The following is a 26,475-nucleotide window of genomic DNA, read 5'->3' as shown; positions in this document are numbered from 1 at the left end:
AAACCCCTCATTTGAGGGGTTTTTTTATTGTTATTGATTTTATTGAAGAATCAAGTTAAAGAAAAATCAATAAAATGATTCTGTTCAAATCATGGGTGTTATTCTTTTATAATCCCTTCTATTCATATTGCTAAGACTGAAATTTAATGGCAAACAAAACTCAACTTGGTATGGCTGCTGCAATCGCAGTGATCGTCGCTGCTTATTTTGGCATTGATCTCAATCAACAAAACAAGGCATCAACACAGCAAGCTCCAGTTCATTCCCAAGATCAGAATAACCGAGCTTCACAATTTGATTCCAAATCAACTGATCATTCACAGTTTCAAAACACTCAGTCAAACAACAGTCAAAACCAGCAGGGTTTAACAGTTATTCGTCAGGCTTATGATGGGAAGTTAAGCAATGTTCAAGTGCAGTCCGTAGGGCGAGTAAAAGCAATATTACGTGATGATACTGAAGGTTCACGGCATCAAAAATTCATTCTTTCACTGGATAATGGTTTAACTGTCTTGGTCGCACATAATATTGATTTAGCGCCACGAATTGACCATTTACGTAAAGGGGATCGTGTTGAGTTTTTTGGCGAATATGAATACAGCAATCAAGGTGGTGTGGTTCATTGGACACATCATGATCCAAGTCGCCGTCATGAAGATGGTTGGTTAAAGCATGATGGAAAAACCTATCAATAAACAATGCTTTGTCCATTCAGTACGATAAAATTGAGTTGTTTGTAGTTTTACTGTGGTTTAGACAGCAATTTTGTTCTATACCTTGTGGTCAATCGTGCTATTTTTAAGCCATCACAAGACGTTCGAATTCAAAACATGCAGGAGTGGGCAAACTATTTCCACCTTAAAGAATTAGGTGGATTGGAGTTGTTAAAAGCGCAGTATCACCATAAGCAATTTTCAAAGCATGTGCATGAAGGTTATTGTATCGGCGTGATTGAAGATGGTGCGCAAAGTTTTTATCGAACAGGACAGCTACATACCGCTCCGAAAGGAGACATTATTTTAGTCAATGCAGATGAAATTCACACGGGGTCATCTGCGGTTGAGTCGGGGTGGAAATACCGGGCAATTTATCCAACGCCTGAAATGTTGCTGGATGCAGGGCAGGACTTTTTTAGTGTCAGAAACAGTGTACCCTGGTTTCCTCATGCAGTGGTTCATGATGTAGGTTTAGCTCAACAATTTACCTTACTTTTTGATTTACTAGAACAAAAAGAAAATGCTTTACTCAAGGAAAGCATGTATTTATCGACTTTGGCTCGTTTGATCAGTCGTTATGGTCGAGCAAAGTTAACACCCGCAGAGTTTCCTGAAGCGCAACGTAAAGTTGAAATTGTCAAAGATTTGTTAAGTGCTTTCCCTGAGCGTGATTATTCTTTGACTGATTTGGCGGCAACTGTGGGGCTGAGTCCTTGGCACTTTTTAAGAGAATTTAAAAAGTATACGGGTTTACCTCCACATAGTTGGCTTGTTCAAGTACGGTTATTAAAAGCACGGCAATTATTAAAACAAGGCCACAGTATTGCCATGACAGCACAAAACTGTGGTTTTTCAGATCAAAGCCATTTTAACCGACATTTTAAAAAGGCGATGGGCGTTACCCCTGCGCAATATTTGAGCACTTTAAATATTTAACCTACTTCAGCTATTTCCATTCTTCAAAATAGAGTCTTTGCACAGCAATTTTATTCAAGCTGTGATCCATGTTTTTAAAGATACTCATCTCATTCGTAGTTTTGGATTTAAGTAATGAGTCATCAATTTGAATCTTGTCGTGCCGGCATTCAATCGAAATCTGATTTGAATAAAAAAGCATTTTTACGGGGTGTAGTTGATATTTTACCTTTATCAATCGCTGTATTGCCTTGGGGAATTTTGGCGGGTTCAATGGCGATTAATGCAGGATTGAGCTTTGCTCAAGCATTTTCAATGTCAGCTGTTGTATTTGCTGGAGCTGCTCAACTGGTCAGTTTAGGGCTGGTTATGGCAGGTGCTTCGGTTTGGACGATTTTTATTACGGTGTTCTTCTTAACCAGTCAGCATTTGATTTATGCACTCAACTTCCGTAAAGACGTTACTCAATTTTCTTTTAAACAAAGACTACTGATCGGATTTCTTTTAACTGATGAATTATTTGCAGTGGGTATTGGGGAAAATAAGCAACGAACCTTTGCTTATCTATTTGGTGCAGGCTTATGTTTTTATTTGGCATGGTGTTTATTTAGCTTGTTTGGAATCTTACTGGCACAGTCGATCCCGAATTTAGAAAATTTGCATCTCGATTTTTCCATTGTTGCCGTATTTATTTTAATTATTGTGCCCATGATTAAAAACAAGGCAACCTTGATTGGAGTGATTTTTACCTTAGTCTTTGCCTGGATCTTTAAATATCTTCAATTTGAGGGAGGCATTGTATTGTCAGGTATTCTAGGAATGCTGAGTGCGATGTGCGCAGCAAAGATGATCAAAGTTACACGCATGGGAATTTCAAAATGACATGGTCTTTACTGTTCAGTTTGGCGCTTATTGTATTTCTAAATCGCTACTTTTTTCTGGAGCCTAAAATCGCATTTAAATTACCCCACTGGATTGAAAATATGTTGCAGTATTCGGCACCATGTTTACTTACAGCCATATGTGCACCGATAGTATTTTTTAATGATCAGCAATTACGTAATTTGCCTTTGGATGCCTATTTTTTAACGGCAATCATATGTGTGTTTCTGGCACTGATTTCTCAAAAAATCTTGGTCAATCTAGGGCTCAGCTTATTGTGTTTTTACGGCTTATTTTATTTATTAAATTGACCGTAAATTGAAAATAAAAGGAGGGAAAAGCCCATATGCAATTTTCCCTCAATATATTGACTTTAAAAAGCCAGTTTTTGGCGTGTTTTCCATCTTGGCAGTACTTTAGCGAGATAGGCATCCATGCACCATACAGGTCCAATCAAGAGAAATTGAAGATCTTTAAAAAATGACGGTTTTTTACCCTCAACTTTGTGTCCATAAAACTGCCCAATCCATGCCAAAATAAATACGCCAATGTAAAAGCCTACACCTACAGGAAGTAGATAGATCACCCATGCCATGACTGCAATCAAAGCAGTCATGGCGACAGCAAGCACAATATCTAAGCGGGCATAGAAAACCAGTGTAAGCACTAAAAGAAGCGCTGTAAGCAAGGCACTAAAATGTGCAAGAATTCCGATGATGGCAAATAAAATCGCAGGAACACAGACCCAATGAATGGCTTTATTGGTCTTGTTCTGATGGCTTTCACTATATTCATCAAACCATTCCGTAATTGTTTTCATCTGGCTCTCCATGCAGGTGGTTGGCTTTATTTTTAGATCAATTTTAATTTACTGAAAATAATATAATTCAGAATTGGTTTTCGGTCAAAATCCTCGCGATAAACTGAATTCTCATCGCTTTGATGAGCTAGCTTAATGCGTGCTTTGATAGAAGTTCAGCATATCACGTGCCCATGTTTGGTGCTGTGGTTTGAGCGTGACTTTAATTTCTTGAAAGTTGGTGATGTCACTACCATCACTTTCATCAACATAATAGGCAATACCATGTGTATGAGCAGCATGGTCTGGAATCTGATAACTAAAGTAAACTTTATTTTTATTTACCCTGACAATTTTCAGTAGATGGTTTCTGTCATCGATTGCTCCAAACTCATTGGCTAAACTGAGTTTTCGAACATTTGGAAAATATAAACTGGCACTGTGCATGGCACAGCCAACGCAAGCAGACGAATTGTAAATCGTGATGGCTTCATCTTTTTGCGGACTTGCAAGTACTGCATAAGCAACACCAGAAGGTCCGAGATCTGTACTGATGACTTGCCATGATATCGGGACAAGCACAGGACCTATACCAGGCAATAGAATAATTTTGAAATTTTTTGCCTGAGTTGCCGATAATTGATAATTAAATTGGCATTTCACTGCTTGGGAGCTGTTGCGCTTACATACGGAATCGTCTTGGTAAAATCCTGTATCGTTAAAAGGATTGGGAATGACCGCAATATATGTGTCTACAGCAACATGATGAGGTAGTGTGGTCGCAGGAAGCTTTTCGAGATGATGTTGCTGGTGTGAGACTTTATTGTTTTTCAACACTGGGAAAGTGGGTCTAAATACAGAAACATCACCATAAGTAAAACCACTGAATATGAATAAGGTCATCAATAAAATTTTTTGCTTGAGCATGACTTAACCTTGTGGATGCTTACTGGGTTCGTTGATAAATCAATTGACCTTCTTTATAGGTTGCCAGTATTTTGATGTCTTTAATCTTTTGGGATGGAACTTTTAAAGGGTCTTGATCTAAAAGTACCAGGTCAGCCAATTTCCCTTGCTCTAACGTCCCTTTATTTTTTTCTTCAAAGTACTGGTATGCAGCCCAATCGGTCACTGATTTTAAGGCAATATAGGGGCTGACCTTTTGATCCTCACCTAAAACATCTCCTGAGCGAGTCGTTCGGTTCACTGTAGCATCAATCACCATCATATTCTTGGGTGGAATAACAGGTGCATCATGATGTTCTGTAAAAATCATATTCTTGCGTAAAGCAGAGCCTGTTGGAGAAATTCGGTTGGCACGTGCTGTACCCAGTGTTTCATGTTTGTGCCAATCACCCCAATAGTAGGTATGTAGTGAAAAGAACGATGGAATCAGCCCAAGTCTTTTGGCTTGATCTAATTGATCTTCACGCATGGTTTGTGCATGAATGATGACATTGCGGCGGTCTGCGGCACCATATTGTGCATTTGCTTTTTCAATAGTCGTTAAATATTGATCGATTGCTGCATCACCATTGGCGTGGGCAAGAATCTGCCAGTGATTCTGATAAGCTAGATTAATGGCATCTTGCACCTGCTTTATATCAGGATAAGCAGGATAGCCACGATAACCTTTGCTTTCGCCTTCAGGTGGAACAAGATAAGGCTGAGTCAGCCATGCAGTTTTGCCTTGAGGAGAACCATCTAGGCTGATTTTTACCCCACCAATTCTAAAATGGTTTTGATAATTTAGACTGCTGCCATTTTTAAGCATGTAGTTTTTTTCATTCATGATGTCTGGATATACCACAACATCAATATTTAATTGGTTAATGGCAGCAAAACTTCGCCATAACTCTGCTGTACCCTGATCGGCACGACCTTCTTGTACGGTGGTATAGCCATTTTTGATATAGGTATTGAGCGCTGTTTTCGCCATATTCTGCATAATCTCAGGCGGAACATGACTAAATGCAGTCATCATTGCCGAGAAAACGGCAGCCTCTTCAAGTACACCATTGGGCTCTTGAGAATTTGCTTTACGACGAATAATTCCACCAGTGGGATTGGGCGTGTTTTTATTGATATTTAAAACTTCAAGCGCCTTATGATTGACTGAGGCTAAATGTCCAGATTGGTGTAAAACAATAATGGGATGTTGAGTCGAAACCAAGTCTAAATCATCAGCGGTGGGGTGGCGCTTTTCATTCAGTTGGGCATCATCATAACCATTGCCAATAATCCAGCCTGCAGTTGCTTTAATAAATTCTGGATTGTTTTGCTGCCACAAGGAAAGTTCATGAATCAGAGATGGAATATCTGATACATTGCCATCAGGTGAGGGGTAGAGATTGGCAACGGTTTGCTGCAAACCCACACTGTTTAAATGGCTATGGGCATCAATAAAACCAGGCAGTAAGGTGTGGTGTTTTAAGTCAATTTCTTGAGTATTTTTTTGTTTAAATTTTTGCGCTTGTTTTAAATCACCTGCAAAGACAATTTTCCCATCTTTGACAAACAAGGCTTCTACATAATGCGGTGACATCCCTTGCATCGTTAGAATCGAACCGCCATAGAAAAGTGTACTGGCTTGAGGAAGAGAAGTCGTTATGTTTTGAGATTTTGTAGGAGCTGATGGGGGGAGATTGGCGCAACCACTGAGCATGCCAAAGCTACTGATGCAGATAATGGGCGCAATAAATCGAACATGTTGGGATGGATTACGTTGCAACATTGTGAATCGCCCTCATTTTTGTATTGTTAGAATTAAATGTTCATCGCTACAATTGAATTCAAAATAGCGTATTGAATAGAAATTAAATTAACAAAGATTTTGTGCCAAGTATAGAAATGATGGTTACTTTTCACATATTTAAACTGAACTAAGCTTGGATTTTTATCAGGATAGCTGAGGGAGTGCTCCAGACTAAATCAATCTTTTTCTAAAATAAAGGATACCCAGTAAGGCAAATGCCAAGCCAATAAAGGATGGTGCATAGCCAAAAGGTGTTGCTAGTAGACCAACGATGACTGCTCCAGCAACAGCGCCACCATAATTAAAAATATTGACCCGAGCAATAATTTCATCTCGTCGATTTTCATCTAAACGCCCCGCAGCGGAAAAGGTGAGTGGAACGAGTGCACCTACGGCGACACCTGCCAGTGCAAAACCAATAATCACTGTAATAAGTGAATGACTTATTCCCGATAGTGCACATCCGAATGCCCCAATCAGGATGGTTACCAAAGCAATCCATGTGGCTGTTTTAAATTGCAGTACATAATCCAGACTTAACCGCGTCAGTAATATTCCGATTTGATAGGCTGCATAACCTAAAGGGGCGATGGTTGCTGAACTTGCTAAAACATCTTTGAGGTAAATGGAACTCCATGTGCTGATTGCGGAGTCGACAGTAAATACAATCAGAATCATTAGCCCAAAAATGAGCAATTGTTGATATGGAATTGCTGGTTTTTCTTGCGGATGTGATTCAGCGCTTTGTTTTTGATTAAATAACCAGTGTCTTGATAATTGTGAGCTGATTAATGCAATGACCACTGCAATGCATAATGCTGCTGTGGCGCCCAGTGTTGTCGAAACAGTCGCTGACATAATCAATGCACCTAAAAATGCAGCTGCTGTATAACAAGCGAAGAAACCCCCAAATACACTTTTACCGAGTCGCTGTTCCATCATCACCGCTTGCATATTGAGTGCGGCATCTAAACAGCCTAGTCCAAGTCCATAAACGATGAAGCTTGCAATCATAAGCAACATATTTGGACTAAATGCAACAATTGCTATTCCCACCGCTTCAAAAATAAAACCCGTCACAATCGCAACGCGTGATCCAAGCTTGACTGCTATACGATCGGCTAAAATCGAACCAAGTGCTGCTGCTATGCATACCCCAAGGATAATAAGTGACAATAGATCATCTGAAAGCATGAATCGACTTTTAATGGTCGGAAGTGCAGTCATGACTGTCGCATAGCCAAGCCCTTGTGTAGCAAAACCGAGTGCAATCACTTTTTGTGTTTTACTGAGCGTGAAATTGTCCGAATGCTGGATAATGCTGTTTTGATCCATGCCTCACTCATTTCCTTAATTTTTTGATTTTAGTTTTAGATGGCTATTTGATACTTCCTGTATCGGGCCGGTGTTATTTTGATTTGAAATAAATTTAAAGAAAAGGGGGGAAACTGAAAAAATAAGGGGGCAATTCGGACATCAATATTTTCAATCGGCAAATAAAAAGCCACTTAAAAGTGGCTTTTGTTAAATGCATGCAGTGATTTTACGAGTTTGGACCATCTACGCGTTCAATATTAACGCGTGCTGTTCCTGAATTTGTAATACCTAAACGCTTTGCAGCGCCATAAGAGAGATCAAGTACACGGTTACCGTGGAATGGACCACGATCGTTGACTTTAACCACAACACTTTTACCATTGTCTTTATTGGTTACACGAATAAAGCAATTTAACGGCAGGCTACGATGAGCTGCTGTGAGATCATTCATATCGAATGTATCTCCGCTTGCCGTTTTACGACCATGGAACTGACGACCGTACCAAGATGCAACACCAGTTTGGCTAAATTTGCGAACTGTATTAGAAGCAACTTCATTAAGTTTATCAATTACTGAAGGCTCATCTTCAGGAACTTGAATCTTTGCTGCAATAGTTTGACGACGGACTTGGTCGCCAGAACGTTCAGTAATTGACAAACTGTTTAGGTTTGAAAAATGAGAATTAAAATTTGTTGAATCTTTGCTAATCACACGAGAAGCAAGACTCGAACTATCCGAATCATTATTTAAAAATGATGACTGAACCATTTCTGAGTTGACTTGCGTCATACCCAGACCCATGGTCAGGGCCATCACATATTTGAGTGAAGCATGCATCGTTTAACTCCTTGGAACCTCAATTCTAACTTTCTAAGTCGCTGAAAATTAACCATAGAGGTCTGTAAATTCACTTTTGCAACTGCATTTAACGGAAAGGATAATATTCAAGCTGTATTAAATGTGTCTAGCATTATTTAAGAAACCGTTACAAAAAGGACAAATTCTTACAGGTTTTGATTAAAAAATAATCAATATTGTAACAAGATATTTAAAAAGTATATAATGTGATCAAATTAACAAAAATATTTCTTGACTTATATGTTTAATGTGAAATTGTAAGCCTTACCGACTTACAATTTCAGTGCCTAAAAGCCATAAAGCAGTGGCGTACATACGGCTTCTATTATATGTGGTTATTACTTGAAAATTAGGATAAGTAATATAATAAATAGGACCATTACTGTCTTGTAATTGAATAATATTGACCAAATCTAAATCATCAATTTTAACGATGGGGTTTAATGGAGAAATCCCTAAGTTTTTAAGTGAACCATACGGAACAGGTTGAGTTAAATCTTTGGCAATAATGGCATCAGGGTTATTTCCTGTATAACGTGCTAAAAATGCAATCGGTTGATCTCGTTGCCAACCATGCTGAGCGAGATAATTGGCAATCGAACCAATCGCATCGACAGCAGAATTACGTAAGTCGACATGTCCATTTCCATCATAATCCACACCAAACTTAGACACATTGCTTGGCATAAATTGCGGATAACCTACAGCACCTGCATAAGAGCCGACAATCGAGTTGGTTGGCACACCATCTTTATATGACCATGCAATGAGGGCACCGAGTTCATCCTGAAAATATTGAGCACGGCGAGGATAACCAAAACCCAGTGTTGCAAGTGCATCACGGGTAATGAATGAGCCCTTATTCGAGCCATAACCTGTTTCCACTCCAAGAATGCCTAGAATGATCGCTTGAGGCACACCATACTGCTGTTCTGCACGATTTAATGTATCTGCATATTGTTGTTTGAAGCGCACACCACCTTGAACAGTGCCTTCAGCTAAAAAATTAGTCTTGTATTGATACCATGGCTTACTTTCACCTGGACGTTCCATAATGCTGATGATATTGGGCAAATTGCGTGAGCCATTCATTGCCCAATCAATTTGTTCAGCACTTAAGCCGTAAGTTTGCATGGTTTTGGCTTTAAAATTATTGTATTCAGGGTTACTTGCAAAGTCATTGGCTTGACAAAAGCTGGTCAGTGAAAAAGCAGCCGCACAAAAAGTGATGTTTTTAACCTTTTGTAAAAGCCTAAAAGTAAACATAGGTTATATTTCCTAATTATTTATGATCAAAAATTATCGATGCGTATGTATCGACATTACAATGCCAAAAGTGGCCATTAAAGTAATAATTGCAGTTCCACCATAACTCATAAAAGGAAGTGGCACACCGACTACAGGTAAAATACCACTGACCATGCCTGCATTTACAAATACATAAACAAAAAATGACAAAGCAAAAGCACCAGCGACCAATCGTCCAAAATTATGGAAACACTGTAAACTCATTTGAAAAGTTCTAAAAATAATACAAAAGTAAATGATGATTAAAAGCAAGATACCGATCAGCCCAAACTCTTCAGAAAATGCAGCAATGATAAAGTCAGTATGGCCTTCTGGTAAAAAGTGTAAATGTGATTGAGTCCCTTCCAGGTAGCCTTTGCCCATAAAACCGCCTGAGCCAATTGCTGTCTTAGACTGAATAATGTTCCAACCCGTGCCTAAGGCATCAGCTTCAGGGTTAAATAAAGTAAGAACACGCTGTCGTTGGTAATCATGTAATAGAAATTCCCAAGCCACTGGAATCACCACAGCAGCAGCACTGATCGCCCCTAAAATCATTTTCCATGAAAGCCCGCTGAGAAAGAGTACGAAAATTCCACTGGCTAGGATCAAAAGTGATGTCCCCAGGTCGGGCTGTTCAGCGATCAGAATAAAAGGAATGCCAATCATCAATAAGGATAAAATTACGTTTTTAAAACTGGGTGGTAGAGGATTGCGTGACAAAAACCAAGCAATCATTAATGGCATACCAATTTTTAAGAATTCACTGGGTTGTACACTACCGAAGCCAGGGATACCAATCCAACGTTGTGCCCCCATACGGACTTCACCAAATAACTTAACTGCAACCAGACATACCAAACCAAAAAGGTAAAAATAAGGTGCAAATGCTTGATAAACTTTGGGAGGAACTTGAGCTAAGCTACACATCACCAAGAAACCGATCCCAAAACTCATCGCTTGTTTGGAAACCAATCCCATATCCTGTGCGGATGCACTATAGAGTACAGTTAAACCAAGTAATGCATTTAAGATAAGAAATAAACACAACCAAGGGTCAATATGTAGTCTTTGCCAACGAGAAGGGAGCGTGGCGGTGCTTAAACCATCACGAGGGGAATGCCGTAAAAATTTATATTGAGAGCTTGGTGCCATTGGTCTATTTTGTGCAAAAATATGTTTTGCGCATGCTACCACAATCCCCTCCGAAGGCAATGAATATCAATACTTCGCAACAAAATTATGTTTAACTTACTTGAGCTGATTTTGATGATTAAGGATATAAATCTAAAAATTAATCTGGCGATCTATGCAGTGACATTACGATATATTCAATAATTTTCAAAACTACTCCCAATGATAAATTTATAATTATGATTGATATTTTGAATTTATGGGAAAATAACAAATTGAGGAGATGAAAAAATGCCCTTAATGGAAAGAACATTTTTACATTAAAAAATAGATTAAATTTTATGGATCAATTAAAAAATAAAGTGTCGTAATATTCTGCAACTGCTGCAATTTCATCCTTATTTAAATTGGGAATCAATTTATCAATTGCGATATGTACTGCTTTGCCTACAGCCGCTGCCCCTATGTCTGCTGCTTTACGTTTAATCATTCCTAAATCTAGGGTTTTATTAAAGTCGCGCATGAAGTGGTTGGTGGTTGCATCTGCAAACTGTTTAAATTGCTCTGCTAAAACTTCACGGTTGACATCGCCATTTGCTTGAATTTCTGCAAAACTATTTTTCAGGTTAGTGACCAAGTTAGCATCTAAGTTGACCCCAACACGATATTGACCTTGTGGATCTTTAAACAGACTGCGTTCTGAGAAATCTACAGACTGACGAACCACATCGTTGTCTGCCTTACTTAATAACTGTTTAAGCAGTACAGCAACGGTTGATTTGACGTAACCCGCAAGTTTTTCAGCAGTGTCTCGCTTGTCACTTGCAGGGAAGCGACGAACAAGCTCAATCAAAAGCGTATCAATGATTTCTTCATTGATAAGTAAAGCTGTTTGATCGCGTAAGGGATAGAGTGGTTCGTTAGAGTTTTTTTTCTCAATACCAGTCTGAATGTTCTTTAATAGTTCTTCAGATGGTACAAAACCAAAAAAAGGCATGTGTTCAACCTCAATGTTTATTGTCGCGCCAATCGAATTGGGCTTGGCATCCATGATTCATCAGATACACGACAAGGATTAATATCTAAACCACCACGTCGTGTATATGTTGCATAAACCATCAGTTTTTCCGGTTTTAAATTTTGCCAAATATCGGCAAAGATTTGTTCCACGCACTGTTCGTGAAAACCGTTATGCTGACGATAGGAGATAATATAAGCTAAAATACTACGATAACAAGGTTTTTTACCTTGGTAACGGATAAAAACAGTTCCCCAGTCGGGTTGGCCCGTCACAGGACAGTTACTTCTTAATAAGTGTGAAAACAGTTGAATTTCAATACTTTTATCTGTGTTTGAAGTCTCTTGATCAAAGCTCAAAAGACTGGCATCTGGGTGATTGACCAGATGGTCAGGTTCTTGATCATCAATACAAATACCTGTTGGTTGTGTAATGTCTAGATCATCCACTTGAAACAAGGTCAATGTGACAGATGCTTGCGCTGCTTGAGACAAATCTTTTTCAACAGTATCGATAAAAGCTTGTCGGGAATCAAACTGAGTAAAGTTCATGCTATTAAAATACAGCTTGAGCGATTTCGATTCGATCAGATTTGGCGATGTAGCCGGGAGTGCAATACGTCCAATAGCAACTTGAGGAATTCCTTTGGCATTTAGCCAGGAAATTTCGAAAACATGCCACCAATCTTGACCTTGATATATGCCTTCAACTTCAGCATATTGTTCACGTGCTTGTGCACGTGAAATTGGAAAAAGAATTTCAGGTTGATAGGTGGTCGGGTAATTGGTTTCTTTACCCAATAAAGATTGTTCAACAGACATTATTCACGCATTCCTGAACCACGAGAAAGTAAATAGTACGCAATACCATAGAGTAAGCCACAGCAAAGTGTCACAATGATTAAAGACAAAGTAACATTGACATCGCTATGACCCAAAATTCCAAAACGGAAAGCATTGACCATATATACGATCGGGTTAACTAAAGAGAGATTTTGCCAAAATGGGCTTAAAGCACTGATCGAGTAAAATACCCCACCGAGATAAGTCAGTGGTGTTAAAACAAAGGTTGGGATAATTGAAATATCATCGAAAGATTTTGCATATACCGCATTGATAAAGCCGCCTAAAGAGAACAATAGCGAGGTCACAATTACTGTATATATGGTCACAAAAATATTATGTATATACAGGTCAGTGAAGAACATGCTCATTGCGGTGACAATCGCACCGACAAGTACGCCACGACAAACACCGCCAATTACATAGCCACATAAAACCATATGTAATGGAACAGGGCTCATGATAAGTTCTTCAATACTTTTTTGAAATTTAGCACTGAAAAAACTTGAGGATACGTTGGCATAACTGTTGGTAATCACAGCCATCATAATTAGACCGGGTACGATGAATTGCATATAGCTAAATCCACCCATTTGACCAATCCGGGAACCCACCAAATTACCAAAGATTACAAAGTACAAACTCATGGTAATCGCAGGTGGCAATAGCGTCTGTGGCCAGATCCGCATAAAGCGACGAATTTCTTTTAAGACGAGTGTGTATAGTGCAATTTGCAGTTGATTAAAATTCATTGTGCTGCTCCTTGCAGATTTTTCTCCACCATTTTGACAAACAGTTCTTCCAAACGATTAGATTTATTACGCATGCTACGCACACGAATACCTTGAGCTTCTAAAAGTTGGAATAAATCATTTAAAGCGTGTGCTTTGTCCATCGTGACTTCTAATGTCATAGGATCAATTAAATTAAATTTAACCCCAATGATATCAATGGTGATCGGCTCAATCGGATATTCCAAATCAAAAATAAATGATTCTTCACTGAGTTGATTTAAAAAAGCTTTCATTGAGGTATCTTCTTTAATTACACCACGATCAATAATCGCAATTTGGCGACAAAGCATTTCAGCTTCTTCCAAATAATGTGTGGTTAAAATAATAGAAGTGCCTTTTTCATTCATTTCAGTGAGGAAGTCCCACATTGAGCGACGCAGTTCGATGTCTACACCTGCAGTTGGCTCATCCAAGATTAAAAGTTTCGGTTCATGCATCATAGCGCGGGCAATCATTAAACGGCGTTTCATGCCTCCAGATAACATTCGACCTTGGGTATTACGTTTTTCCCATAATCCGAGTTTTTCTAAATATTCTTCAGCACGTTTTTGCGCAATTTTTGGAGGAATACCGTAGTAGCCTGCCTGTGTCACTAAGATATCAAAGATCTTTTCAAATTGACCAAAGTTGAACTCTTGAGGCACGACACCCAGACATTGTTTTGCATTTGATGGATGGGTGTCTAGATTGTGTCCAAAAATTTCCACGGTTCCTGAAGTTTTACGTGTCAAGGAACTGATAATACCGATTGTTGTAGATTTACCCGCACCATTCGGTCCTAAAAGTGCGTAGAACTCTCCTTCTGGAACAGTTAGATTGATTCCTTTGAGTGCTTGGAATCCATTTCTATAGGTTTTCGATAAATCTCTTAACGTCAGGGCATCAGTCATGAAATTCTCACATGGTTTCAGGAGAGTGTATTGTGAGCGATCTTTTTGAATAAACCAAGTAAGTTAGACGGAATTCTGCCTTGCAATTATAGAACATTGTTTAAAGCATGATCATTAATGAAAAGAGTTCTTTTATAAATGCTTTACCTCATGGTTTTTTTTGTTATGATGTGCCATCTCAATTTAAGCGCCCATAGCTTAACTGGATAGAGTGCAGGTTTCCGAAGCCTGTGGAGTGGGTTCGAGTCCCGCTGGGCGTACCAAATTGGTTGCATAAACCTATAGAAAGATGCATTAAGTTATTAATAAGTAAAAGAAAATAGCTTAAAGTCTACTCAAACTAGCCCAAAGTAATTTATAGTTGTAACGCATGTTTTGCAGTACAGGTTGCGTTACAATAATCAAAACTCAAAATTTGTAACGTAAAAAACCATGCCAAAGAAAGTAGTGCCGTTAACGGATTCGAAGATTAAAGCAACGCAAAAACAATTTAAAGCTAATATAAACAGTGGATTAGCCAAAGATTTACGTTTGTCTGATGGTGATGGATTAAATCTAATTTTCCGTACTTCTGGCGCTGTACTTTGGCGATTTGACTATACTCGTCCAATCTCTAAAAAGAGAAATACTTTAGCCATTGGTAATTATCCTGAAATTACTTTGGCCGAAGCTCGAGGAGTACGAGAAGAGTACAGAGCGTTAATTTCAAAAAATATTGATCCTCAGACCTATCGAAATGACATTTTAGAAGAAGCAAAAATTAGCCATGAAAATACATTTAGAAAAATTGCTGAAGAATTTAAAACCAAACAAGTCTTAACACCTGCGACTGTCGTTAGAAATGAACGGATCTATAACTATTTATATGAAGAATTCGGAGAGATGCCGATTTCTGAGATAAGAGCTAAACATCTGGTTAAAGTCATTCGCAAAGCAGAAGCAAAAGGCACAATAGAAACAGCACATAGAATTCGATCAAAAGCCTCTCAAGTATTCAGGTACGCCGTTTCATTGGGTTTTTGTGAGCGTGATGTTGCACATGATTTAATTGGGACGATTAAACCTAGAGAAATTAAACATTATTCAGCTTTGGTTGAAGAAAAAGACTTTGGCCAACTATTAAAAGACATCGAGCAATATGAGGGTTATGTCCACACCAAGTTCGCATTAAGAATTCTCCCTCATGTTTTTGTGCGTACTGGTGAGTTACGTCATGCTAAATGGTCGGATATAAATTTTGAAGAACGTACTTGGTCCTATACTCCACCTAAGACTATGAAAAAGACAGGTGTTGAACATATCGTTCCTTTATCCGATCAAGTTATTGAGTTGCTTAAAGAGTTAAAACCATTCTGTTATAAGTCTGATTTACTTTTTCCAAGTATCTCGAGCAAAACACGCCCAATGTCGGATATGACAATTAATATGGCTTTACGAAGAATGGGTTATGATCGTGACAAGATGACAGGGCATGGCTTTCGTGCAATCGCTCGAACATTATTAGAAGAAAAGTTAAAGTTCCCTGTAGAACGAATTGAACAACAGTTAGCCCATCAAGTGCGTGATATGCATGGTCGTGCTTATAACCGAACCAAGTTCTTAGAAGAACGAGCTGAAATGATGCAGGGTTGGTCTGACTATATAGATAAATTAAAGGCTTCCTAAGAAGCCTTTTTACTAAAGAAGTTATTGATAGTGGAAAGTCGCCAGTAGCGGTATTTACTTTCAGGGTCTACATAATCAGGTTGTGGAAATAAACCTTTCTTTAATTTGCTGTCAATCGTATTTCGACTAAAAGTAAGTTTTGCGACTTCTGATGTTTTTAATAATGGATCGTCCATCAAGTTTTCTCTACGGCTCATAAATTCACTCGTTTTTTAATTTATCTTCGTTTTTAAAAATTTCTGTTTGAAACTTTGTACTCAAGTTGCCTATGAATGAACCCCAATCAAACCCATACGTTTTTTGTAAGTACGACGTTCATAAGAGGGGATATGTGATTTTTTTAAACCAATTGCTAAAGCCTTGCGCTTTTGGAATTTACGCTCTTTTTCAAAACTAAGGCTAATCCAGGGCTTTTGTAAATGTTCCGCAAATTCAATAAGGAATAGATAGCCGGATTTACTCACTCGATAAATCTCACCATTTTTTTGGATGTATTCAGAAGAATAAATACGCATACGGAATTCACCGTTTTCATTGCTGATGAATTCAGTTTTATTTGGGGGGGTTGAAATCATTATTTTGCCTCCACAAGTTTGTTACGCTCGATATAAGACACAATCATTTGATTGATGTTTCTATGATCGTTGTGATCTGTGAAGTCATTCCAGTCTTTACCATTTACATCCGTAATTTCATCTATCGCGAGATTGGTAATATCTACTGCTGTAAATTCAGTACCAGGAACGCCGTCATTGTCTGGACGAGTATCAAAATCAAAACTTACTTTAACTAGGAAGCTATCTAATTTAATTGCAGCTATTCCAGATGTGTCTGAAGTGAGTTTTAAGGCATCAATGTTATATGTGGATGGTGTGATGTTTGGAATGGTAACAGGTGGCGTATATTGAGTCGCTGTTTGATCGTACGCAAGTGCGATTGCACCGACTGTCAATAATCCAGTCACTATGGCAATTTTGAGGCGACTTAGTGGCTGTACGCGATGTGTCAGGGTGGGATTGATGGAATGAGGTTTTGTGTTCATACTTATCTCGCAGTGATCTGTAAAGCACCCATGAGTTCGAAGGCAGGGGTGCTTTTTGTTGTCTACGAGTGTAAGGTAAGTTATCTTACCTAATTAGTCAATACTGATAGTAATAAAACTTATCTAAGCCAATATTAAGTAGTTCATTTCAATTTAAAGATACCCATATACTTGTAATAAAAAAACTCACCATGCAGGTGAGTTTTAAATAAAAACATGAAATAGATAATTAAGAAAAATCTAACTCTGGTTGCTTATGTTTATTGGGCATATCTACAGGAATTATTGAATCACAAAAAAACATGATTTCATTACCTTTGGATGTACTGTGCGCACTATAGTTGAGAACATATTCATTCTTAGTATATCCAGAATAAATTTCTTTTATTGGATCACAATTATCATAAGAGACAATCCACTTTGTTCTTACTTTATCTAAAGCTTCTCGAATCTTTAAATGATCTTCATGAATGTAAAAGTTTCTATAAAGTCCTTGTCCTTTAACATAATAAGGAGGGTCTAAATAAATAAGAGATTCATGTGGTAAGAAATCATCGACTGTTTTTAATATTTCCAATGCATCTAAATTATAGACTTTAATACGGTTAGCAAACTGCCCAATTTTTTCAATTCGTTTTGATAAATTTTCTTTATGGAAGCGAGCATCCAACTTATATTTTCCATCTTGATACTTTCCACCGATTACACCACCTTTTAAGATACCTGAGCGATTTGTTCGATTCAAAAAGAAGGTAGCAAAGCCATGCTCAAGTTGTGTATGCAGTTCTGGTGTGGAAAGAATATATTTTTGCTTATGCCATTCGTCAATAGTAACTTCTGTATCATATAAAAGCTTTAGGAAATGTTCAGTGTTTTCTGTTACTGATTTCCAGAAGTTGTATATGGCAATATCAAAATCATTAATGTGAATATTGTTACATGAGTTACTAAACAAAAGGTCTAAAGCAACACCAGCTCCCCCAGCATATGGTTCTAGATAATCTCCAGAAAGGTTATTTGCTTCAAAAAGATCTTTTACAAATCTAGCAAATTTACCTTTCCCGCCAGGATAACGTAGTGGAGTAAAAAAATTTGGCACAAAATTACCTTTTCAATTAGTGGTTAATTTTGGCTAACAAAAGCCACACTTTGTTTGAAAGCTTCAACAAACTGCGAAACAGATTCTTCATTATCAGCACACCAAAGTTCAATGATTTTACCATTTTCTAGAAAACTTTTATGCTGTTTAAACCAATATTTCATTTTATCTCGCTCTTTTTTGAACTGATGCCCATGTTCATCTCTTGGCGATATTGGCAAAACTGTATTTTGAATGTAATCATAGTCATATGATCCATAGTTTATACTCAAAATACTGTCCCAAAAAGTATCATCCGAATCATAGTTTATAATTTTATCTTTTATAAAATTATAAACAATCTTTTCAGGGTTTCTGTCAGTGCTTGGTGTATTAGGGGTAAATAATCTATCATTAGGTAATGGTGAAAATTGTCGGTTTTTATTAACTATTGATCTATTTGATTCTTCAGAAAGAATATCATTGTCAGGAACAATTACAACTTTTTTGAAATAATCATCAGCTAAGAATAAATTGATTAAACCATTGCAACTAACTTTGAGAGGAATTAACTGTAGATTAACACCAAAGGTTTGAGAAGTATCAGTTATATTTTTATAACTTAGAATTTTATTAAGAAAGAAAAGAGCCTCTTCATCTTCTAAATAAACTTTAATGTTTTGAAATTCTGGAGTATTTGTGGGTATTGATACTTGGGAAAGTTGATTGTTTTTGATCCAAGCATAAGTTGGATTAGAGGTGACTTTGGGTGCTGGAGTATTGTGTAAGTAGATAACTGTATCTAAGATTTCACCTTCTGATCTTTGTTTTTCAGGAATATTTAAAATATTTTTAAAAATAGTTAATGAGTGGGTTGTGAAAACAATTTGTAGATTTAAAGCGCGAGCTTCTCTTTTCAATAACTCAATTAATTTTATTTGTGCTACATGATGTAATCCTGCATCTAGCTCATCAATAATTAATAAACCACCTGGATAGTCTTCTCCCATTTCTCTTTTGATTTTTTTGAACGATGCTAGTGCAGTAAATATGCTACTCAAAGAATCCTGTCCAAGAGAAATAGACAATGTATTATGTTTTAAACTAGGAAGCTTTGATCTTTTTTTAGAGCCTTTGAAATCATGATCAATTATTGGATCAACTGATGCTTGTGTGCTGAGGTCAAAATTCACTACAGATTTAAATAACTGAATTATATAATCTTTATCTATTAGTTCAACAGTTCTAATCTTTGTTTGTTTAACTCGATCTTTTTCATACTCACCGATTGGTGTCATTCTACTCATACCTAAATATAGAGTAGGAAGTTGGATTTTAGCTGATTCGCCTACATTTAGCTCAGCCCCCAACTCTTTTTCGAGGGTTCTTGGAACTATTTTTAATCTAGTGCTAGTTGTTCCATCATCATGTGATTCACTATGGCGTGAAACACTACAACGTTTTGTAAGTACGTTTTCATTAATTACATAGGTGATGTCAACATATGATTTACTATCAGTTTCATTCTGGTAGTCATCATTCTCATCTAAATGAAATAACTCTTGGAAATTTGATTGGAAAACACTGTCAAAATAGCTTTTGTAAGATGCAGATCGAATTCCACTAGAATTTGCAATCAGTCCTAATATGGTAGATTTCCCTATTCCATTTAGTCCACCAATAACCGTTATTCTATCAGAGAATTGAATTTCAAGTTTTCGTAATTTTCTGAATTTATTTTCACCAATTTTTAGTGATTGAAGTTTAATAGACACATTTACACCATAAAAATGTTATACGTCCCTATATAACCCCACGACTTTTCCAACCAATTTGCATCCTTCACGGAGCGGTATGATCTTTTCATGCCATTTAGGGTTTAGGGGTTCTAAATACATACCGTTGCTTTCTACAATCAATTTCTTGAAAGTTGCTTCTGTTTCCCCGTCGCATGCAACGATTACCAAATCACCTGTTTTTAAATCACTTATTTGAAAGTCAGGATTTACATATATTTTGTCACTTGGTCTAAAGTCTGGAGACATAGATTCTCCAACTACAATTAAACCGTAACCGTTTTTGCCACATTTAGGGTTTGGTGGTAACCATTCCTTAAATTCAGTGCCAATTGGAACCGAATCGGCAGTAGTCCAGGTTCCTGCTTGTACCCAAGAAATAACTGGTACTAAACGACCTGCTATTGGAAATGGGTTAGTTACATTCTTATCTAGAGAACCACTCCCTTTACCAATTAAAAGGTAATCAGAAGTAACCCCTAAAATTTGAGCTAATGTCATCAAACTATCGTGTTTAGGTAAGTTCTCATCCTTTTCCCAATAAATTACTGATGTTTTAGAAACTCCAATTGCATCAGCAACTTGTTGTTGAGTTAGCTTTTTAGACTTTCTCAGATTTTTTAAACGAGTACCTAAAGTTTCCATAGTTTTTTGCCAGTTCCGTTCGTAAGAAATCTTACCATTTGATATGGTAAGTTTTATGTGTTTAAATAAAGGTAAGTAAAGTTACTTTTATTGGTGGAATGTATGACCAAAACAGAAGCATTGGCCTTGTTAGAGTGCGGTGTTACTGAGTTAGCCTACAAATTAAGTATTAGTACTCAAGCAATTAGCCAGTGGCCTGAAGAAAAAATCCCTTTAGCGCGCGAATATCAAATTCGAGATTTAGCCGAAGGAAAAGAGCCGTTAAAAAACAAAGTTGCTGTTGACTAAGGACATCAATATGAGCCTAGAAAAAGAAGATCTACGACTAAAGATGCTCCCTGACATGATGGAGCGTTTGAGATTGGTTGCAGACGTAAGGGGAAAAGACTATGCACATCAAGCGGTCATCCTATTAGAAAAAGCAATCATGGGTGAATTTCATGAAGTTAGCTTAATGCTTGAAAGAGCCAATAAAAATAGGAAGAAAAGGGAAAGCTTGGGACTGGTTGGGAAGCCTGATCGAATTGAACCAAATCAAATTTTAGACATTAAAAAAGCCTGATGTTCGAGGTCAGGCTTCATATATTCACACATATCAGGAATGAATATGAAACCAAATTTAGCACAACAAATAAACGAAAACAATCAAGCCATTTTTTTACCTGGTGATGTAGTGGTCTTAAAAACTCTCAATCTTTTATCGATAAATGAGCTTATTACCCTTAAAGAATTCGATGGTAAGCATTGGACAACAGATCACCGCATTGGTCGAGTAGCTGAAAGTGCTATTCGTACCGCAACAACCACTGAACTCATGATGAAGCGCCGTTTAAGTCCAATAGAGTTATCTCTTGCGGAGGTTTCATGACAACTAACAAGGTATTTAAAAAAGCTCCAGAGCATAAACAAAGGCAATGGACTCAATCCTGGTATGAGCCTGCACTAAAGTCTTTAGATGCATTTCTTGAAATCCGAAAAGCAAATTTAAGAAAGATTAATCGTGATGAGAAAAATGCTGCAGTCACAAAGCATGAATTTTTGGAAATGCTGATCAATGAACACCGCTTAACGGTGTATCAAGCCGGTGAGATTGTCGCAAGCTTAATCAAAGCTAATAAAATTTTAATGTATGGCAGTTTCATATATGAAATGCCTAAGGTCGGTGAATTATGAGCTTAGATGCAACAGTGTGGGCATGGAAAGCTACAGTCTCAGGAGCAAGTGAAAGACTTGTGCTTTTAGCTCTTGCTGATCGAGCCGGTGATGACCATAAGTGCTTCCCAAGCATAAAGCGTTTAGAGAAAGACACCACGCTAAATCGTAAAACGATTATCAAAGTTTTAGACGAACTTGAACTCAAAAAGTTGATTAAATTTACAGGTGAAATCAAAGGGAATGGAGTTAAGGTTTATCAATTGATTGGTGTATTTGGACGTGAAGATTATTCAGACACCAGTACCAAAAAGGGGACTAGTACCAAAAATGGTACAGGTGTCAATTTAGGTACTAGTTCCAAAAACGGTACTAGTACCAATAATGGAACTGGAACCAGTCCCAATTTTGGTACCGAGACCAGTACCAATTTTGGGACACAGAATCTCCCAAGTAATCTCCCATTAGAATCTAAAAATAAAAAAGACTGGCTTTGTTTGAAAAAACTTCGTTGGGAATTAGATCAAGCTGATCCCACGGTAGTACCAAAGTCGATTATCGAAGCAAGTTGGTTTGAACGCGAAAAAAGAGCTTTTGAACTTTTCAATGTCGACAAGGATCTTTGTGATGATCTTTTGATTTACCACTTCGCTGACACACTTTTGAGAAACCGTCACAAATACGACAAAGCGCAAAATGGAAAATCAAGCGGTGAATCTGATTCTGTATTTTTCTCGTCACCTCAGCAGATTTATGTTTTTGCCAACAAATTGGCTCAACTTCCAGACGTCATCGATGAGTTCAGTATGCCAGGAGAATCCTTTGAAAAACTAACAAGCCGGATTGCTGCAAAACTCTCAGATCCCAATGAACTCCAAAACTGGAAATCACACCTGCAGGCAGTTGGATTTAAATCAAAACAAAATAGGAAAGTTGCATGAGTGCCATTGATAAATTTTCTTCATTTGAAAAAGTGATGATCGGTATCGATACAGGTGTAAATACCGGATTTGCAATGGCGATTGATCGTGGAGATGGTGGAGAGCTGGCACAGGTCAATTGCTTAACCATTACTCAAGCTATGGCACGCGTTCAAGAGATTATTGAGCAATATGGAAATTCTAATGTTTGTTTATACATCGAAGATGCTCGTTTAAGAACCTGGTTTACCGGTGGACTAGAAAAAGCTCAAGGCGTTGGATCTATCAAACGTGATGCACAAATATGGGAAACATGGTGCATTGAAAATAAGATCAATTATTTAATGATTCACCCGAAAGCAAATACAACAAAAGTTAAAGCAACCACTTTTCAAAAAATCACTAAATGGGTTGGTCGAACCAATGAGCATTCAAGAGATGCAGCAATGTTGGTTCATAAGCGTTTTGCAAAGTTTGGAGGTGTATCGCTTTGAGCCATTTGTTAATTCCAATATTCACTATTTTGCTTGCTTTGGTGACTGCAGCAATCCTCACTTTTGTTTTTTCTATTGGTGCTCCAAAAGGATGGAATAGGCAACTAGTGTTTCAAGATAACTTTTTCTTATTTATCGCGATTGCAGCTTCGGAAATGGCTTACAAGGATTATTCGTACAATCCAGATCCTATAGACGTGATGTGGATCTTGGGAGTGGTTTATTTAGTCGTATATCGTATGCCGAAATGGAAGATACTATGACCGAAAACATTAATGATTTGACTGGTGATATTCGTTCTATTGCTGAAATTATAGGAAAGCAACAAGCACTGTTTTTAGTGAGCCAATACCCAAGATATAAATCAAAGAAGCGAAATGGTGAAGGGCAATTACTTCTGTATGTACCGAAAGAATCTCGGTTAGGGTTTGATCATAAGTTGATTGATATTTTGGGCTATACCGATGCAGTAAAGTTATGCAAAGAGTTTGGTGGAGAATTATTAGTATTATCTCAGTGCAAACATATTCTAATTAAGAGCCGGAATGCTGGAATTAAATCTATGTTTGAGCAGGGATATAGAATAGACGAGATTGCACAGTATTTTAACCTATCAACTCGAACGGTGCAGATTACGGTATATAGTTAGAATATTTTATTTTTCAAGATTTTGATGTTGTTTAAAAATATAAATCAATTAATATGAATGAACTTTATGATTATAAGAGATTGTTGTGGCTACATATTTATTTTTATGGAATCCGAAAAAATGGTCGTGGACTTCATTAGATACTCAAATTAAAAAATTAGAAGCTGGAGATGTAGTTAAAGAACGATGGTCTACTGGTAATAGAAAAAAAGGGATCAATGATGGTGACAGGTTCCTAATGATGAAATTAGGTGAAGAGCCAAAAGGGATCATAGGCTATGGAACTTTTGATAACTTGAGACAAGAACTTCATTGGGATTCTGAAAAGGCAAAACAAGGTGATACTACAGCACATGTAGATTTAAACTTTGAGTTTCTTAATTCACATCCATTAATTGAAGAAAAAGAATTAAATAAGCGATTTGATTCAGCTGTTTCAACTTGGACGCCTGGATCAAGTGGAAATTTAATACCAGATGATGTTGCTGATACAATTATTCAAATAATAAATGTAAGAAAAATCTCTAAAGTATCCACAATTACCCAACCTGTTCTATTTGCGCGAATAGGCTATATGGAATATTACCAGGGTGCATTTAATGGTGATGTACCTAAAGGAGGAGGTAGCTTCAACAATGAGAATACAGGTTTTGAGGCTTGTAATTTCTTAGATGTAAATGGAAAAGTTTATGGATATTATCAACCTGCAATGAATTCAGGTAAGGTAAATTTAGAAAGAATTGATCCAAGTAATCAAAATTTAGAAAAAGTAGATAATGTCCTTGTAATTTTCTTCAGCACATTACCAAAAATTCTTGCACAACAGAACTTTAGCGATGATGTAATTAGCTCTTCGGCTGTGATTATTGGATGGTATAAAAATGCCACAGTGTTTAGAGATCCACAGAAAATAGATAGAAAAATTGATGGTGTAGATCAGGATACTTATTTTATTGAGGCGAATACATCGGATGCATTCCTATTACCTGTTGATAAGCGACTTTACAAAATTGGACATGGAATAAAGGGTGAGAAAGAAGGGAATCCAGGTCAATCAAATAGCTTTTATATTTATGGTGATGATAAGAAACTTAAAGATTTATCTCATATACAAAATAAATGGATTGGTCAGGCTATAGATTATGTGAAAACATATTCAGGTCCGTTTATTAAAACTGATGAAGAACGTGCCGAACAGAATGCCTATAATGGTCAATTTAGAGCGAGTAATAATGGAGCTGGTTTTCAAAGTAATGCATTGATTCGCGTTGCAGTTGAAAAATATGCAATGCAAAAGGCTGAAAAAGCTTTAACTGAAAAGGGTTATGAGGTTAGAGCTACTCATGATAATGGACAAAGCATTTGCGGAAACTCTCCATATGATATGAAAGCCTACAAAGATGGAAGAGAATATTTAGTTGAAGTAAAGGGCACTCAACTAGATGGTTCATCAGTAATTTTGACTTATAACGAAGTTAAATTGCATAAAGATCCTAATAATCGAGTGATCTTGTGTGTAGTGCATTCGATTAAATTAAATGATGAAAAAATAAATCATAAATCTGGTGAGGTCGTTATTCATGATCCATGGATATTAGATACAGAGAAGCTCAAAGGAATTTCATATTTTTATAAATTTTAAAAAGTAGCAATAAAATAGTCTTTACTATCAAAACTTGTGAATATGATTTTGAAAAGTAAAGAAATAAAAAAAATATTGAATTAAGCTCTCAAGAAAGCTCATTTTAAGATGGGCTTTTTTTAATTACTTTCTTTAGGTGAAACACAAGCAGTTGAATTGAAAATGTGAAAAAGTGAATAATGAAATAGAACAACAAAAATTTAAAAATCATCAAATAAATAATTTTGAGAACTTAGTGTAATGAACTGGCATGAAGTTTATGAAGCAATTTTGAAGTTTTGGGACAATATTCAGTATTTCATCGCTGGTTTTTTAGGAGCTTCAGTAGTGACTAGATACCACAAAGACCGATTAAAGACCTGGCATGATTACACTGTATTCATTCTTTCAGGCGCTTTTACTGCTCATTATTTGACACAAGTCGTTATCTATTGGTTAGACCTTGAACCAGTGCATGCTGGTGGTATTGGATTCCTACTTGGTGCTTTTGGCGGTATGGTCATTCAGGAGCTAACGTCCTGGATTAAAAATGGTGAATATAAGAATCAAAGCTTTTTCGCTTATTTTGGCGAAATGATTAAGAGCTGGCTAAGTCGAGGTAAAAAGTAATGAGTAATTTTGATGAACAAATGACTCGTTTATTGCGCGCTGAAGAGGGTGAAGTTCTTTCAGAGTATAAAGATCATTTGGGATATTCAACCATTGGCGTTGGTCGCTTGATTGATCGTCGTAAGGGGGGAGGCATCACAGCTGAAGAGTCAGCTTACTTGCTTAATAACGATATTCAAAAACGTTTAGTCTTGCTTGAACAAAAACTACCATGGTTCAAATCATTAGACGATGCGCGCCGTGGTGTACTACTGTCTATGTCTTTCCAGATGGGTGTTGAGGGCTTGTTAGGTTTCAAGAATACACTTGAGATGATTCGTACAGGTCGCTATGAAAGTGCAGCAACAGGGATGCTTAACTCTCTTTGGGCAAAGCAGACACCCCAACGCGCTAAACGTCATGCAGAGCAGATGCGTACAGGGCAATGGGTAATCAAGGCAGGCTTCTGATGAGCCAAGAAATTATTAGTGTGAAATACCTTGATGTGATTCAAGTTATTGAAAATATTATCATTAATAAGTCTTGTTTGGTTGAGAATAATTATCATTATCGTAGGTACTTTCAGGGGGTGACCC

At 37.2% G+C, this 26,475-nt stretch carries 33 protein-coding genes and 1 tRNA gene; 17 read left to right on the top strand and 17 right to left on the bottom strand.

Features of this window, described 5'->3' with window-relative positions:
• Positions 1 to 146 precede the first annotated feature (146 nt).
• From OSH00_RS00835 to OSH00_RS00820, 4 genes are all read left to right on the top strand, one after another.
• A complete protein-coding gene (locus tag OSH00_RS00835; RefSeq protein ID WP_266128838.1) occupies positions 147 to 695 on the top strand; it encodes a DUF3465 domain-containing protein in 549 nt (182 codons plus the stop codon).
• 135 nt (positions 696 to 830) lie between these two features.
• Complete coding sequence (locus OSH00_RS00830) at positions 831 to 1,652, top strand: AraC family transcriptional regulator (protein ID WP_266129285.1); 822 nt, start codon at positions 831 to 833, stop codon at positions 1,650 to 1,652.
• Between the two features lie 114 nt (positions 1,653 to 1,766).
• A complete protein-coding gene (locus OSH00_RS00825) occupies positions 1,767 to 2,513 on the top strand; it encodes an AzlC family ABC transporter permease (RefSeq protein ID WP_266128837.1) in 747 nt (248 codons plus the stop codon).
• Positions 2,510 to 2,824 carry an AzlD domain-containing protein gene (locus OSH00_RS00820; RefSeq protein WP_266128836.1) on the top strand — a complete coding sequence of 105 codons (315 nt, stop codon included), beginning with the start codon at positions 2,510 to 2,512 and terminating at the stop codon, positions 2,822 to 2,824. The genes OSH00_RS00825 and OSH00_RS00820 overlap by 4 nt, the downstream gene beginning before the upstream one ends.
• A 62-nt stretch (positions 2,825 to 2,886) precedes the next feature.
• Here OSH00_RS00820 and OSH00_RS00815 read toward each other — a convergent pair whose 3' ends face one another.
• The 11 genes from OSH00_RS00815 to OSH00_RS00765 form a co-directional block, all read right to left on the bottom strand.
• Positions 2,887 to 3,333 (bottom strand): Mpo1 family 2-hydroxy fatty acid dioxygenase, encoded by a 447-nt coding sequence (locus OSH00_RS00815; RefSeq protein ID WP_266128835.1) that lies wholly within the window; start codon positions 3,331 to 3,333, stop codon positions 2,887 to 2,889.
• 132 nt (positions 3,334 to 3,465) lie between these two features.
• A complete protein-coding gene (locus OSH00_RS00810; RefSeq protein WP_266128834.1) occupies positions 3,466 to 4,239 on the bottom strand; it encodes a DUF4850 domain-containing protein in 774 nt (257 codons plus the stop codon).
• Between the two features lie 19 nt (positions 4,240 to 4,258).
• The gene (locus OSH00_RS00805) at positions 4,259 to 6,046 is read right to left on the bottom strand and encodes an amidohydrolase (protein ID WP_266128833.1); all 1,788 of its coding nucleotides are present in this window, start codon (positions 6,044 to 6,046) and stop codon (positions 4,259 to 4,261) included.
• A 192-nt stretch (positions 6,047 to 6,238) separates the two neighbouring features.
• Positions 6,239 to 7,402: an MFS transporter gene (locus OSH00_RS00800; RefSeq protein ID WP_266128832.1), complete on the bottom strand. Its 1,164-nt coding sequence runs from the start codon at positions 7,400 to 7,402 to the stop codon at positions 6,239 to 6,241.
• Between the two features lie 208 nt (positions 7,403 to 7,610).
• A complete protein-coding gene (locus OSH00_RS00795; RefSeq protein WP_198426920.1) occupies positions 7,611 to 8,222 on the bottom strand; it encodes a septal ring lytic transglycosylase RlpA family protein in 612 nt (203 codons plus the stop codon).
• Positions 8,223 to 8,507: 285 nt separating this feature from the next.
• Positions 8,508 to 9,509 (bottom strand): lytic murein transglycosylase B, encoded by a 1,002-nt coding sequence (gene mltB / locus OSH00_RS00790; RefSeq protein WP_266128831.1) that lies wholly within the window; start codon positions 9,507 to 9,509, stop codon positions 8,508 to 8,510.
• Positions 9,510 to 9,542: 33 nt separating this feature from the next.
• On the bottom strand, positions 9,543 to 10,685 hold the full coding sequence (gene rodA / locus OSH00_RS00785) for a rod shape-determining protein RodA (RefSeq protein ID WP_266129284.1): 1,143 nt from the start codon (positions 10,683 to 10,685) through the stop codon (positions 9,543 to 9,545).
• Positions 10,686 to 11,010: 325 nt separating this feature from the next.
• Positions 11,011 to 11,661 (bottom strand): hypothetical protein, encoded by a 651-nt coding sequence (locus OSH00_RS00780; protein ID WP_266128830.1) that lies wholly within the window; start codon positions 11,659 to 11,661, stop codon positions 11,011 to 11,013.
• 17 nt (positions 11,662 to 11,678) lie between these two features.
• On the bottom strand, positions 11,679 to 12,503 hold the full coding sequence (queF, locus tag OSH00_RS00775) for an NADPH-dependent 7-cyano-7-deazaguanine reductase QueF (protein ID WP_266128829.1): 825 nt from the start codon (positions 12,501 to 12,503) through the stop codon (positions 11,679 to 11,681).
• Positions 12,503 to 13,276 (bottom strand): ABC transporter permease, encoded by a 774-nt coding sequence (locus tag OSH00_RS00770; protein WP_100884796.1) that lies wholly within the window; start codon positions 13,274 to 13,276, stop codon positions 12,503 to 12,505. The genes queF and OSH00_RS00770 overlap by 1 nt, the downstream gene beginning before the upstream one ends.
• On the bottom strand, positions 13,273 to 14,208 hold the full coding sequence (locus OSH00_RS00765; RefSeq protein ID WP_266128828.1) for an ABC transporter ATP-binding protein: 936 nt from the start codon (positions 14,206 to 14,208) through the stop codon (positions 13,273 to 13,275). The genes OSH00_RS00770 and OSH00_RS00765 overlap by 4 nt, the downstream gene beginning before the upstream one ends.
• 187 nt (positions 14,209 to 14,395) lie before the next feature.
• Between OSH00_RS00765 and OSH00_RS00760 the strand changes: the two genes are divergently transcribed.
• Together OSH00_RS00760 and OSH00_RS00755 are read left to right on the top strand one after the other, a co-directional pair.
• A tRNA-Arg gene (locus OSH00_RS00760) sits at positions 14,396 to 14,471 on the top strand.
• A gap of 169 nt (positions 14,472 to 14,640) precedes the next feature.
• Positions 14,641 to 15,873 carry a tyrosine-type recombinase/integrase gene (locus tag OSH00_RS00755; protein WP_266128827.1) on the top strand — a complete coding sequence of 411 codons (1,233 nt, stop codon included), beginning with the start codon at positions 14,641 to 14,643 and terminating at the stop codon, positions 15,871 to 15,873.
• On the opposite strand, the gene OSH00_RS00750 is transcribed toward OSH00_RS00755, so the two are convergent.
• The 6 genes from OSH00_RS00750 to OSH00_RS00725 all read right to left on the bottom strand — a co-directional run bounded on the left by OSH00_RS00750 (position 15,870) and on the right by OSH00_RS00725 (position 20,434).
• Positions 15,870 to 16,070 (bottom strand): helix-turn-helix transcriptional regulator, encoded by a 201-nt coding sequence (locus OSH00_RS00750; protein ID WP_100884797.1) that lies wholly within the window; start codon positions 16,068 to 16,070, stop codon positions 15,870 to 15,872. The two genes, OSH00_RS00755 and OSH00_RS00750, sit on opposite strands and share 4 nt — an antisense overlap.
• Before the next feature lie 69 nt (positions 16,071 to 16,139).
• Entirely contained in the window at positions 16,140 to 16,448 is a 309-nt protein-coding gene (locus tag OSH00_RS00745; protein ID WP_266128826.1) for a hypothetical protein, read from the bottom strand.
• Positions 16,448 to 16,915: a hypothetical protein gene (locus OSH00_RS00740; protein ID WP_266128825.1), complete on the bottom strand. Its 468-nt coding sequence runs from the start codon at positions 16,913 to 16,915 to the stop codon at positions 16,448 to 16,450. The genes OSH00_RS00745 and OSH00_RS00740 overlap by 1 nt, the downstream gene beginning before the upstream one ends.
• A 229-nt stretch (positions 16,916 to 17,144) precedes the next feature.
• Positions 17,145 to 18,014, bottom strand: a complete 870-nt coding sequence (locus tag OSH00_RS00735; RefSeq protein WP_266128824.1) for a DNA adenine methylase — start codon at positions 18,012 to 18,014, stop codon at positions 17,145 to 17,147.
• Positions 18,015 to 18,037: 23 nt separating this feature from the next.
• Positions 18,038 to 19,768, bottom strand: a complete 1,731-nt coding sequence (locus tag OSH00_RS00730) for an AAA family ATPase (RefSeq protein ID WP_266128823.1) — start codon at positions 19,766 to 19,768, stop codon at positions 18,038 to 18,040.
• An 18-nt stretch (positions 19,769 to 19,786) separates the two neighbouring features.
• Entirely contained in the window at positions 19,787 to 20,434 is a 648-nt protein-coding gene (locus OSH00_RS00725) for a LexA family protein (protein ID WP_266128822.1), read from the bottom strand.
• A gap of 102 nt (positions 20,435 to 20,536) precedes the next feature.
• Between OSH00_RS00725 and OSH00_RS00720 the strand changes: the two genes are divergently transcribed.
• From OSH00_RS00720 to OSH00_RS00670, 11 genes are all read left to right on the top strand, one after another.
• Positions 20,537 to 20,722 carry a Cro/CI family transcriptional regulator gene (locus OSH00_RS00720; RefSeq protein WP_199983800.1) on the top strand — a complete coding sequence of 62 codons (186 nt, stop codon included), beginning with the start codon at positions 20,537 to 20,539 and terminating at the stop codon, positions 20,720 to 20,722.
• Positions 20,723 to 20,732: 10 nt separating this feature from the next.
• Positions 20,733 to 20,996 carry a hypothetical protein gene (locus OSH00_RS00715; protein WP_266128821.1) on the top strand — a complete coding sequence of 88 codons (264 nt, stop codon included), beginning with the start codon at positions 20,733 to 20,735 and terminating at the stop codon, positions 20,994 to 20,996.
• A gap of 45 nt (positions 20,997 to 21,041) precedes the next feature.
• Positions 21,042 to 21,302, top strand: a complete 261-nt coding sequence (locus OSH00_RS00710; RefSeq protein ID WP_266128820.1) for a hypothetical protein — start codon at positions 21,042 to 21,044, stop codon at positions 21,300 to 21,302.
• Positions 21,299 to 21,607, top strand: a complete 309-nt coding sequence (locus OSH00_RS00705; RefSeq protein ID WP_266128819.1) for a hypothetical protein — start codon at positions 21,299 to 21,301, stop codon at positions 21,605 to 21,607. Before OSH00_RS00710 ends, OSH00_RS00705 begins: the two co-directional genes overlap by 4 nt.
• The gene (locus OSH00_RS00700) at positions 21,604 to 22,527 is read left to right on the top strand and encodes a helix-turn-helix domain-containing protein (protein WP_266128818.1); all 924 of its coding nucleotides are present in this window, start codon (positions 21,604 to 21,606) and stop codon (positions 22,525 to 22,527) included. Before OSH00_RS00705 ends, OSH00_RS00700 begins: the two co-directional genes overlap by 4 nt.
• Positions 22,524 to 23,000 carry a hypothetical protein gene (locus tag OSH00_RS00695; protein ID WP_266128817.1) on the top strand — a complete coding sequence of 159 codons (477 nt, stop codon included), beginning with the start codon at positions 22,524 to 22,526 and terminating at the stop codon, positions 22,998 to 23,000. The genes OSH00_RS00700 and OSH00_RS00695 overlap by 4 nt, the downstream gene beginning before the upstream one ends.
• A complete protein-coding gene (locus tag OSH00_RS00690) occupies positions 22,997 to 23,263 on the top strand; it encodes a hypothetical protein (RefSeq protein WP_266128816.1) in 267 nt (88 codons plus the stop codon). The genes OSH00_RS00695 and OSH00_RS00690 overlap by 4 nt, the downstream gene beginning before the upstream one ends.
• Entirely contained in the window at positions 23,260 to 23,649 is a 390-nt protein-coding gene (locus OSH00_RS00685; RefSeq protein WP_200024680.1) for a hypothetical protein, read from the top strand. The genes OSH00_RS00690 and OSH00_RS00685 overlap by 4 nt, the downstream gene beginning before the upstream one ends.
• Before the next feature lie 85 nt (positions 23,650 to 23,734).
• Positions 23,735 to 25,291 carry a protein NO VEIN domain-containing protein gene (locus OSH00_RS20505; protein ID WP_266128815.1) on the top strand — a complete coding sequence of 519 codons (1,557 nt, stop codon included), beginning with the start codon at positions 23,735 to 23,737 and terminating at the stop codon, positions 25,289 to 25,291.
• Positions 25,292 to 25,531: 240 nt separating this feature from the next.
• On the top strand, positions 25,532 to 25,900 hold the full coding sequence (locus tag OSH00_RS00675; protein WP_266128814.1) for a hypothetical protein: 369 nt from the start codon (positions 25,532 to 25,534) through the stop codon (positions 25,898 to 25,900).
• Positions 25,900 to 26,349: a glycoside hydrolase family protein gene (locus tag OSH00_RS00670; RefSeq protein ID WP_199995360.1), complete on the top strand. Its 450-nt coding sequence runs from the start codon at positions 25,900 to 25,902 to the stop codon at positions 26,347 to 26,349. The genes OSH00_RS00675 and OSH00_RS00670 overlap by 1 nt, the downstream gene beginning before the upstream one ends.
• Positions 26,350 to 26,475: the final 126 nt, after the last annotated feature.

The organism is Acinetobacter nematophilus (assembly GCF_026344175.1).
Lineage (GTDB): Bacteria > Pseudomonadota > Gammaproteobacteria > Pseudomonadales > Moraxellaceae > Acinetobacter > Acinetobacter nematophilus.
Note: the sequence above shows the minus strand (reverse complement) of the source record. Positions and strands in the feature narration are given on the sequence as shown.

Coding starts and splice junctions, on each gene's coding strand:
- OSH00_RS00830 (WP_266129285.1), top strand. CDS start 831: ATGCAGGAGTGGGCAAACTATTTCCACCTTAAAGAATTAGGTGGATTG.
- OSH00_RS00770 (WP_100884796.1), bottom strand. CDS start 13,276: ATGAATTTTAATCAACTGCAAATTGCACTATACACACTCGTCTTAAAA.
- OSH00_RS00740 (WP_266128825.1), bottom strand. CDS start 16,915: ATGAACACAAAACCTCATTCCATCAATCCCACCCTGACACATCGCGTA.
- rodA (WP_266129284.1), bottom strand. CDS start 10,685: ATGGCACCAAGCTCTCAATATAAATTTTTACGGCATTCCCCTCGTGAT.
- OSH00_RS00765 (WP_266128828.1), bottom strand. CDS start 14,208: ATGACTGATGCCCTGACGTTAAGAGATTTATCGAAAACCTATAGAAAT.
- OSH00_RS00755 (WP_266128827.1), top strand. CDS start 14,641: ATGCCAAAGAAAGTAGTGCCGTTAACGGATTCGAAGATTAAAGCAACG.
- OSH00_RS00685 (WP_200024680.1), top strand. CDS start 23,260: ATGACCGAAAACATTAATGATTTGACTGGTGATATTCGTTCTATTGCT.
- OSH00_RS00725 (WP_266128822.1), bottom strand. CDS start 20,434: ATGGAAACTTTAGGTACTCGTTTAAAAAATCTGAGAAAGTCTAAAAAG.
- OSH00_RS00670 (WP_199995360.1), top strand. CDS start 25,900: ATGAGTAATTTTGATGAACAAATGACTCGTTTATTGCGCGCTGAAGAG.
- OSH00_RS00745 (WP_266128826.1), bottom strand. CDS start 16,448: ATGATTTCAACCCCCCCAAATAAAACTGAATTCATCAGCAATGAAAAC.
- mltB (WP_266128831.1), bottom strand. CDS start 9,509: ATGTTTACTTTTAGGCTTTTACAAAAGGTTAAAAACATCACTTTTTGT.
- OSH00_RS00805 (WP_266128833.1), bottom strand. CDS start 6,046: ATGTTGCAACGTAATCCATCCCAACATGTTCGATTTATTGCGCCCATT.
- OSH00_RS00820 (WP_266128836.1), top strand. CDS start 2,510: ATGACATGGTCTTTACTGTTCAGTTTGGCGCTTATTGTATTTCTAAAT.
- OSH00_RS00800 (WP_266128832.1), bottom strand. CDS start 7,402: ATGGATCAAAACAGCATTATCCAGCATTCGGACAATTTCACGCTCAGT.
- OSH00_RS00780 (WP_266128830.1), bottom strand. CDS start 11,661: ATGCCTTTTTTTGGTTTTGTACCATCTGAAGAACTATTAAAGAACATT.
- OSH00_RS00720 (WP_199983800.1), top strand. CDS start 20,537: ATGACCAAAACAGAAGCATTGGCCTTGTTAGAGTGCGGTGTTACTGAG.
- OSH00_RS00710 (WP_266128820.1), top strand. CDS start 21,042: ATGAAACCAAATTTAGCACAACAAATAAACGAAAACAATCAAGCCATT.
- queF (WP_266128829.1), bottom strand. CDS start 12,503: ATGTCTGTTGAACAATCTTTATTGGGTAAAGAAACCAATTACCCGACC.
- OSH00_RS00825 (WP_266128837.1), top strand. CDS start 1,767: ATGAGTCATCAATTTGAATCTTGTCGTGCCGGCATTCAATCGAAATCT.
- OSH00_RS00715 (WP_266128821.1), top strand. CDS start 20,733: ATGAGCCTAGAAAAAGAAGATCTACGACTAAAGATGCTCCCTGACATG.
- OSH00_RS00705 (WP_266128819.1), top strand. CDS start 21,299: ATGACAACTAACAAGGTATTTAAAAAAGCTCCAGAGCATAAACAAAGG.
- OSH00_RS00810 (WP_266128834.1), bottom strand. CDS start 4,239: ATGCTCAAGCAAAAAATTTTATTGATGACCTTATTCATATTCAGTGGT.
- OSH00_RS00700 (WP_266128818.1), top strand. CDS start 21,604: ATGAGCTTAGATGCAACAGTGTGGGCATGGAAAGCTACAGTCTCAGGA.
- OSH00_RS00795 (WP_198426920.1), bottom strand. CDS start 8,222: ATGCATGCTTCACTCAAATATGTGATGGCCCTGACCATGGGTCTGGGT.
- OSH00_RS00750 (WP_100884797.1), bottom strand. CDS start 16,070: ATGAGCCGTAGAGAAAACTTGATGGACGATCCATTATTAAAAACATCA.
- OSH00_RS00695 (WP_266128817.1), top strand. CDS start 22,524: ATGAGTGCCATTGATAAATTTTCTTCATTTGAAAAAGTGATGATCGGT.
- OSH00_RS00815 (WP_266128835.1), bottom strand. CDS start 3,333: ATGAAAACAATTACGGAATGGTTTGATGAATATAGTGAAAGCCATCAG.
- OSH00_RS00675 (WP_266128814.1), top strand. CDS start 25,532: ATGAACTGGCATGAAGTTTATGAAGCAATTTTGAAGTTTTGGGACAAT.
- OSH00_RS00835 (WP_266128838.1), top strand. CDS start 147: ATGGCAAACAAAACTCAACTTGGTATGGCTGCTGCAATCGCAGTGATC.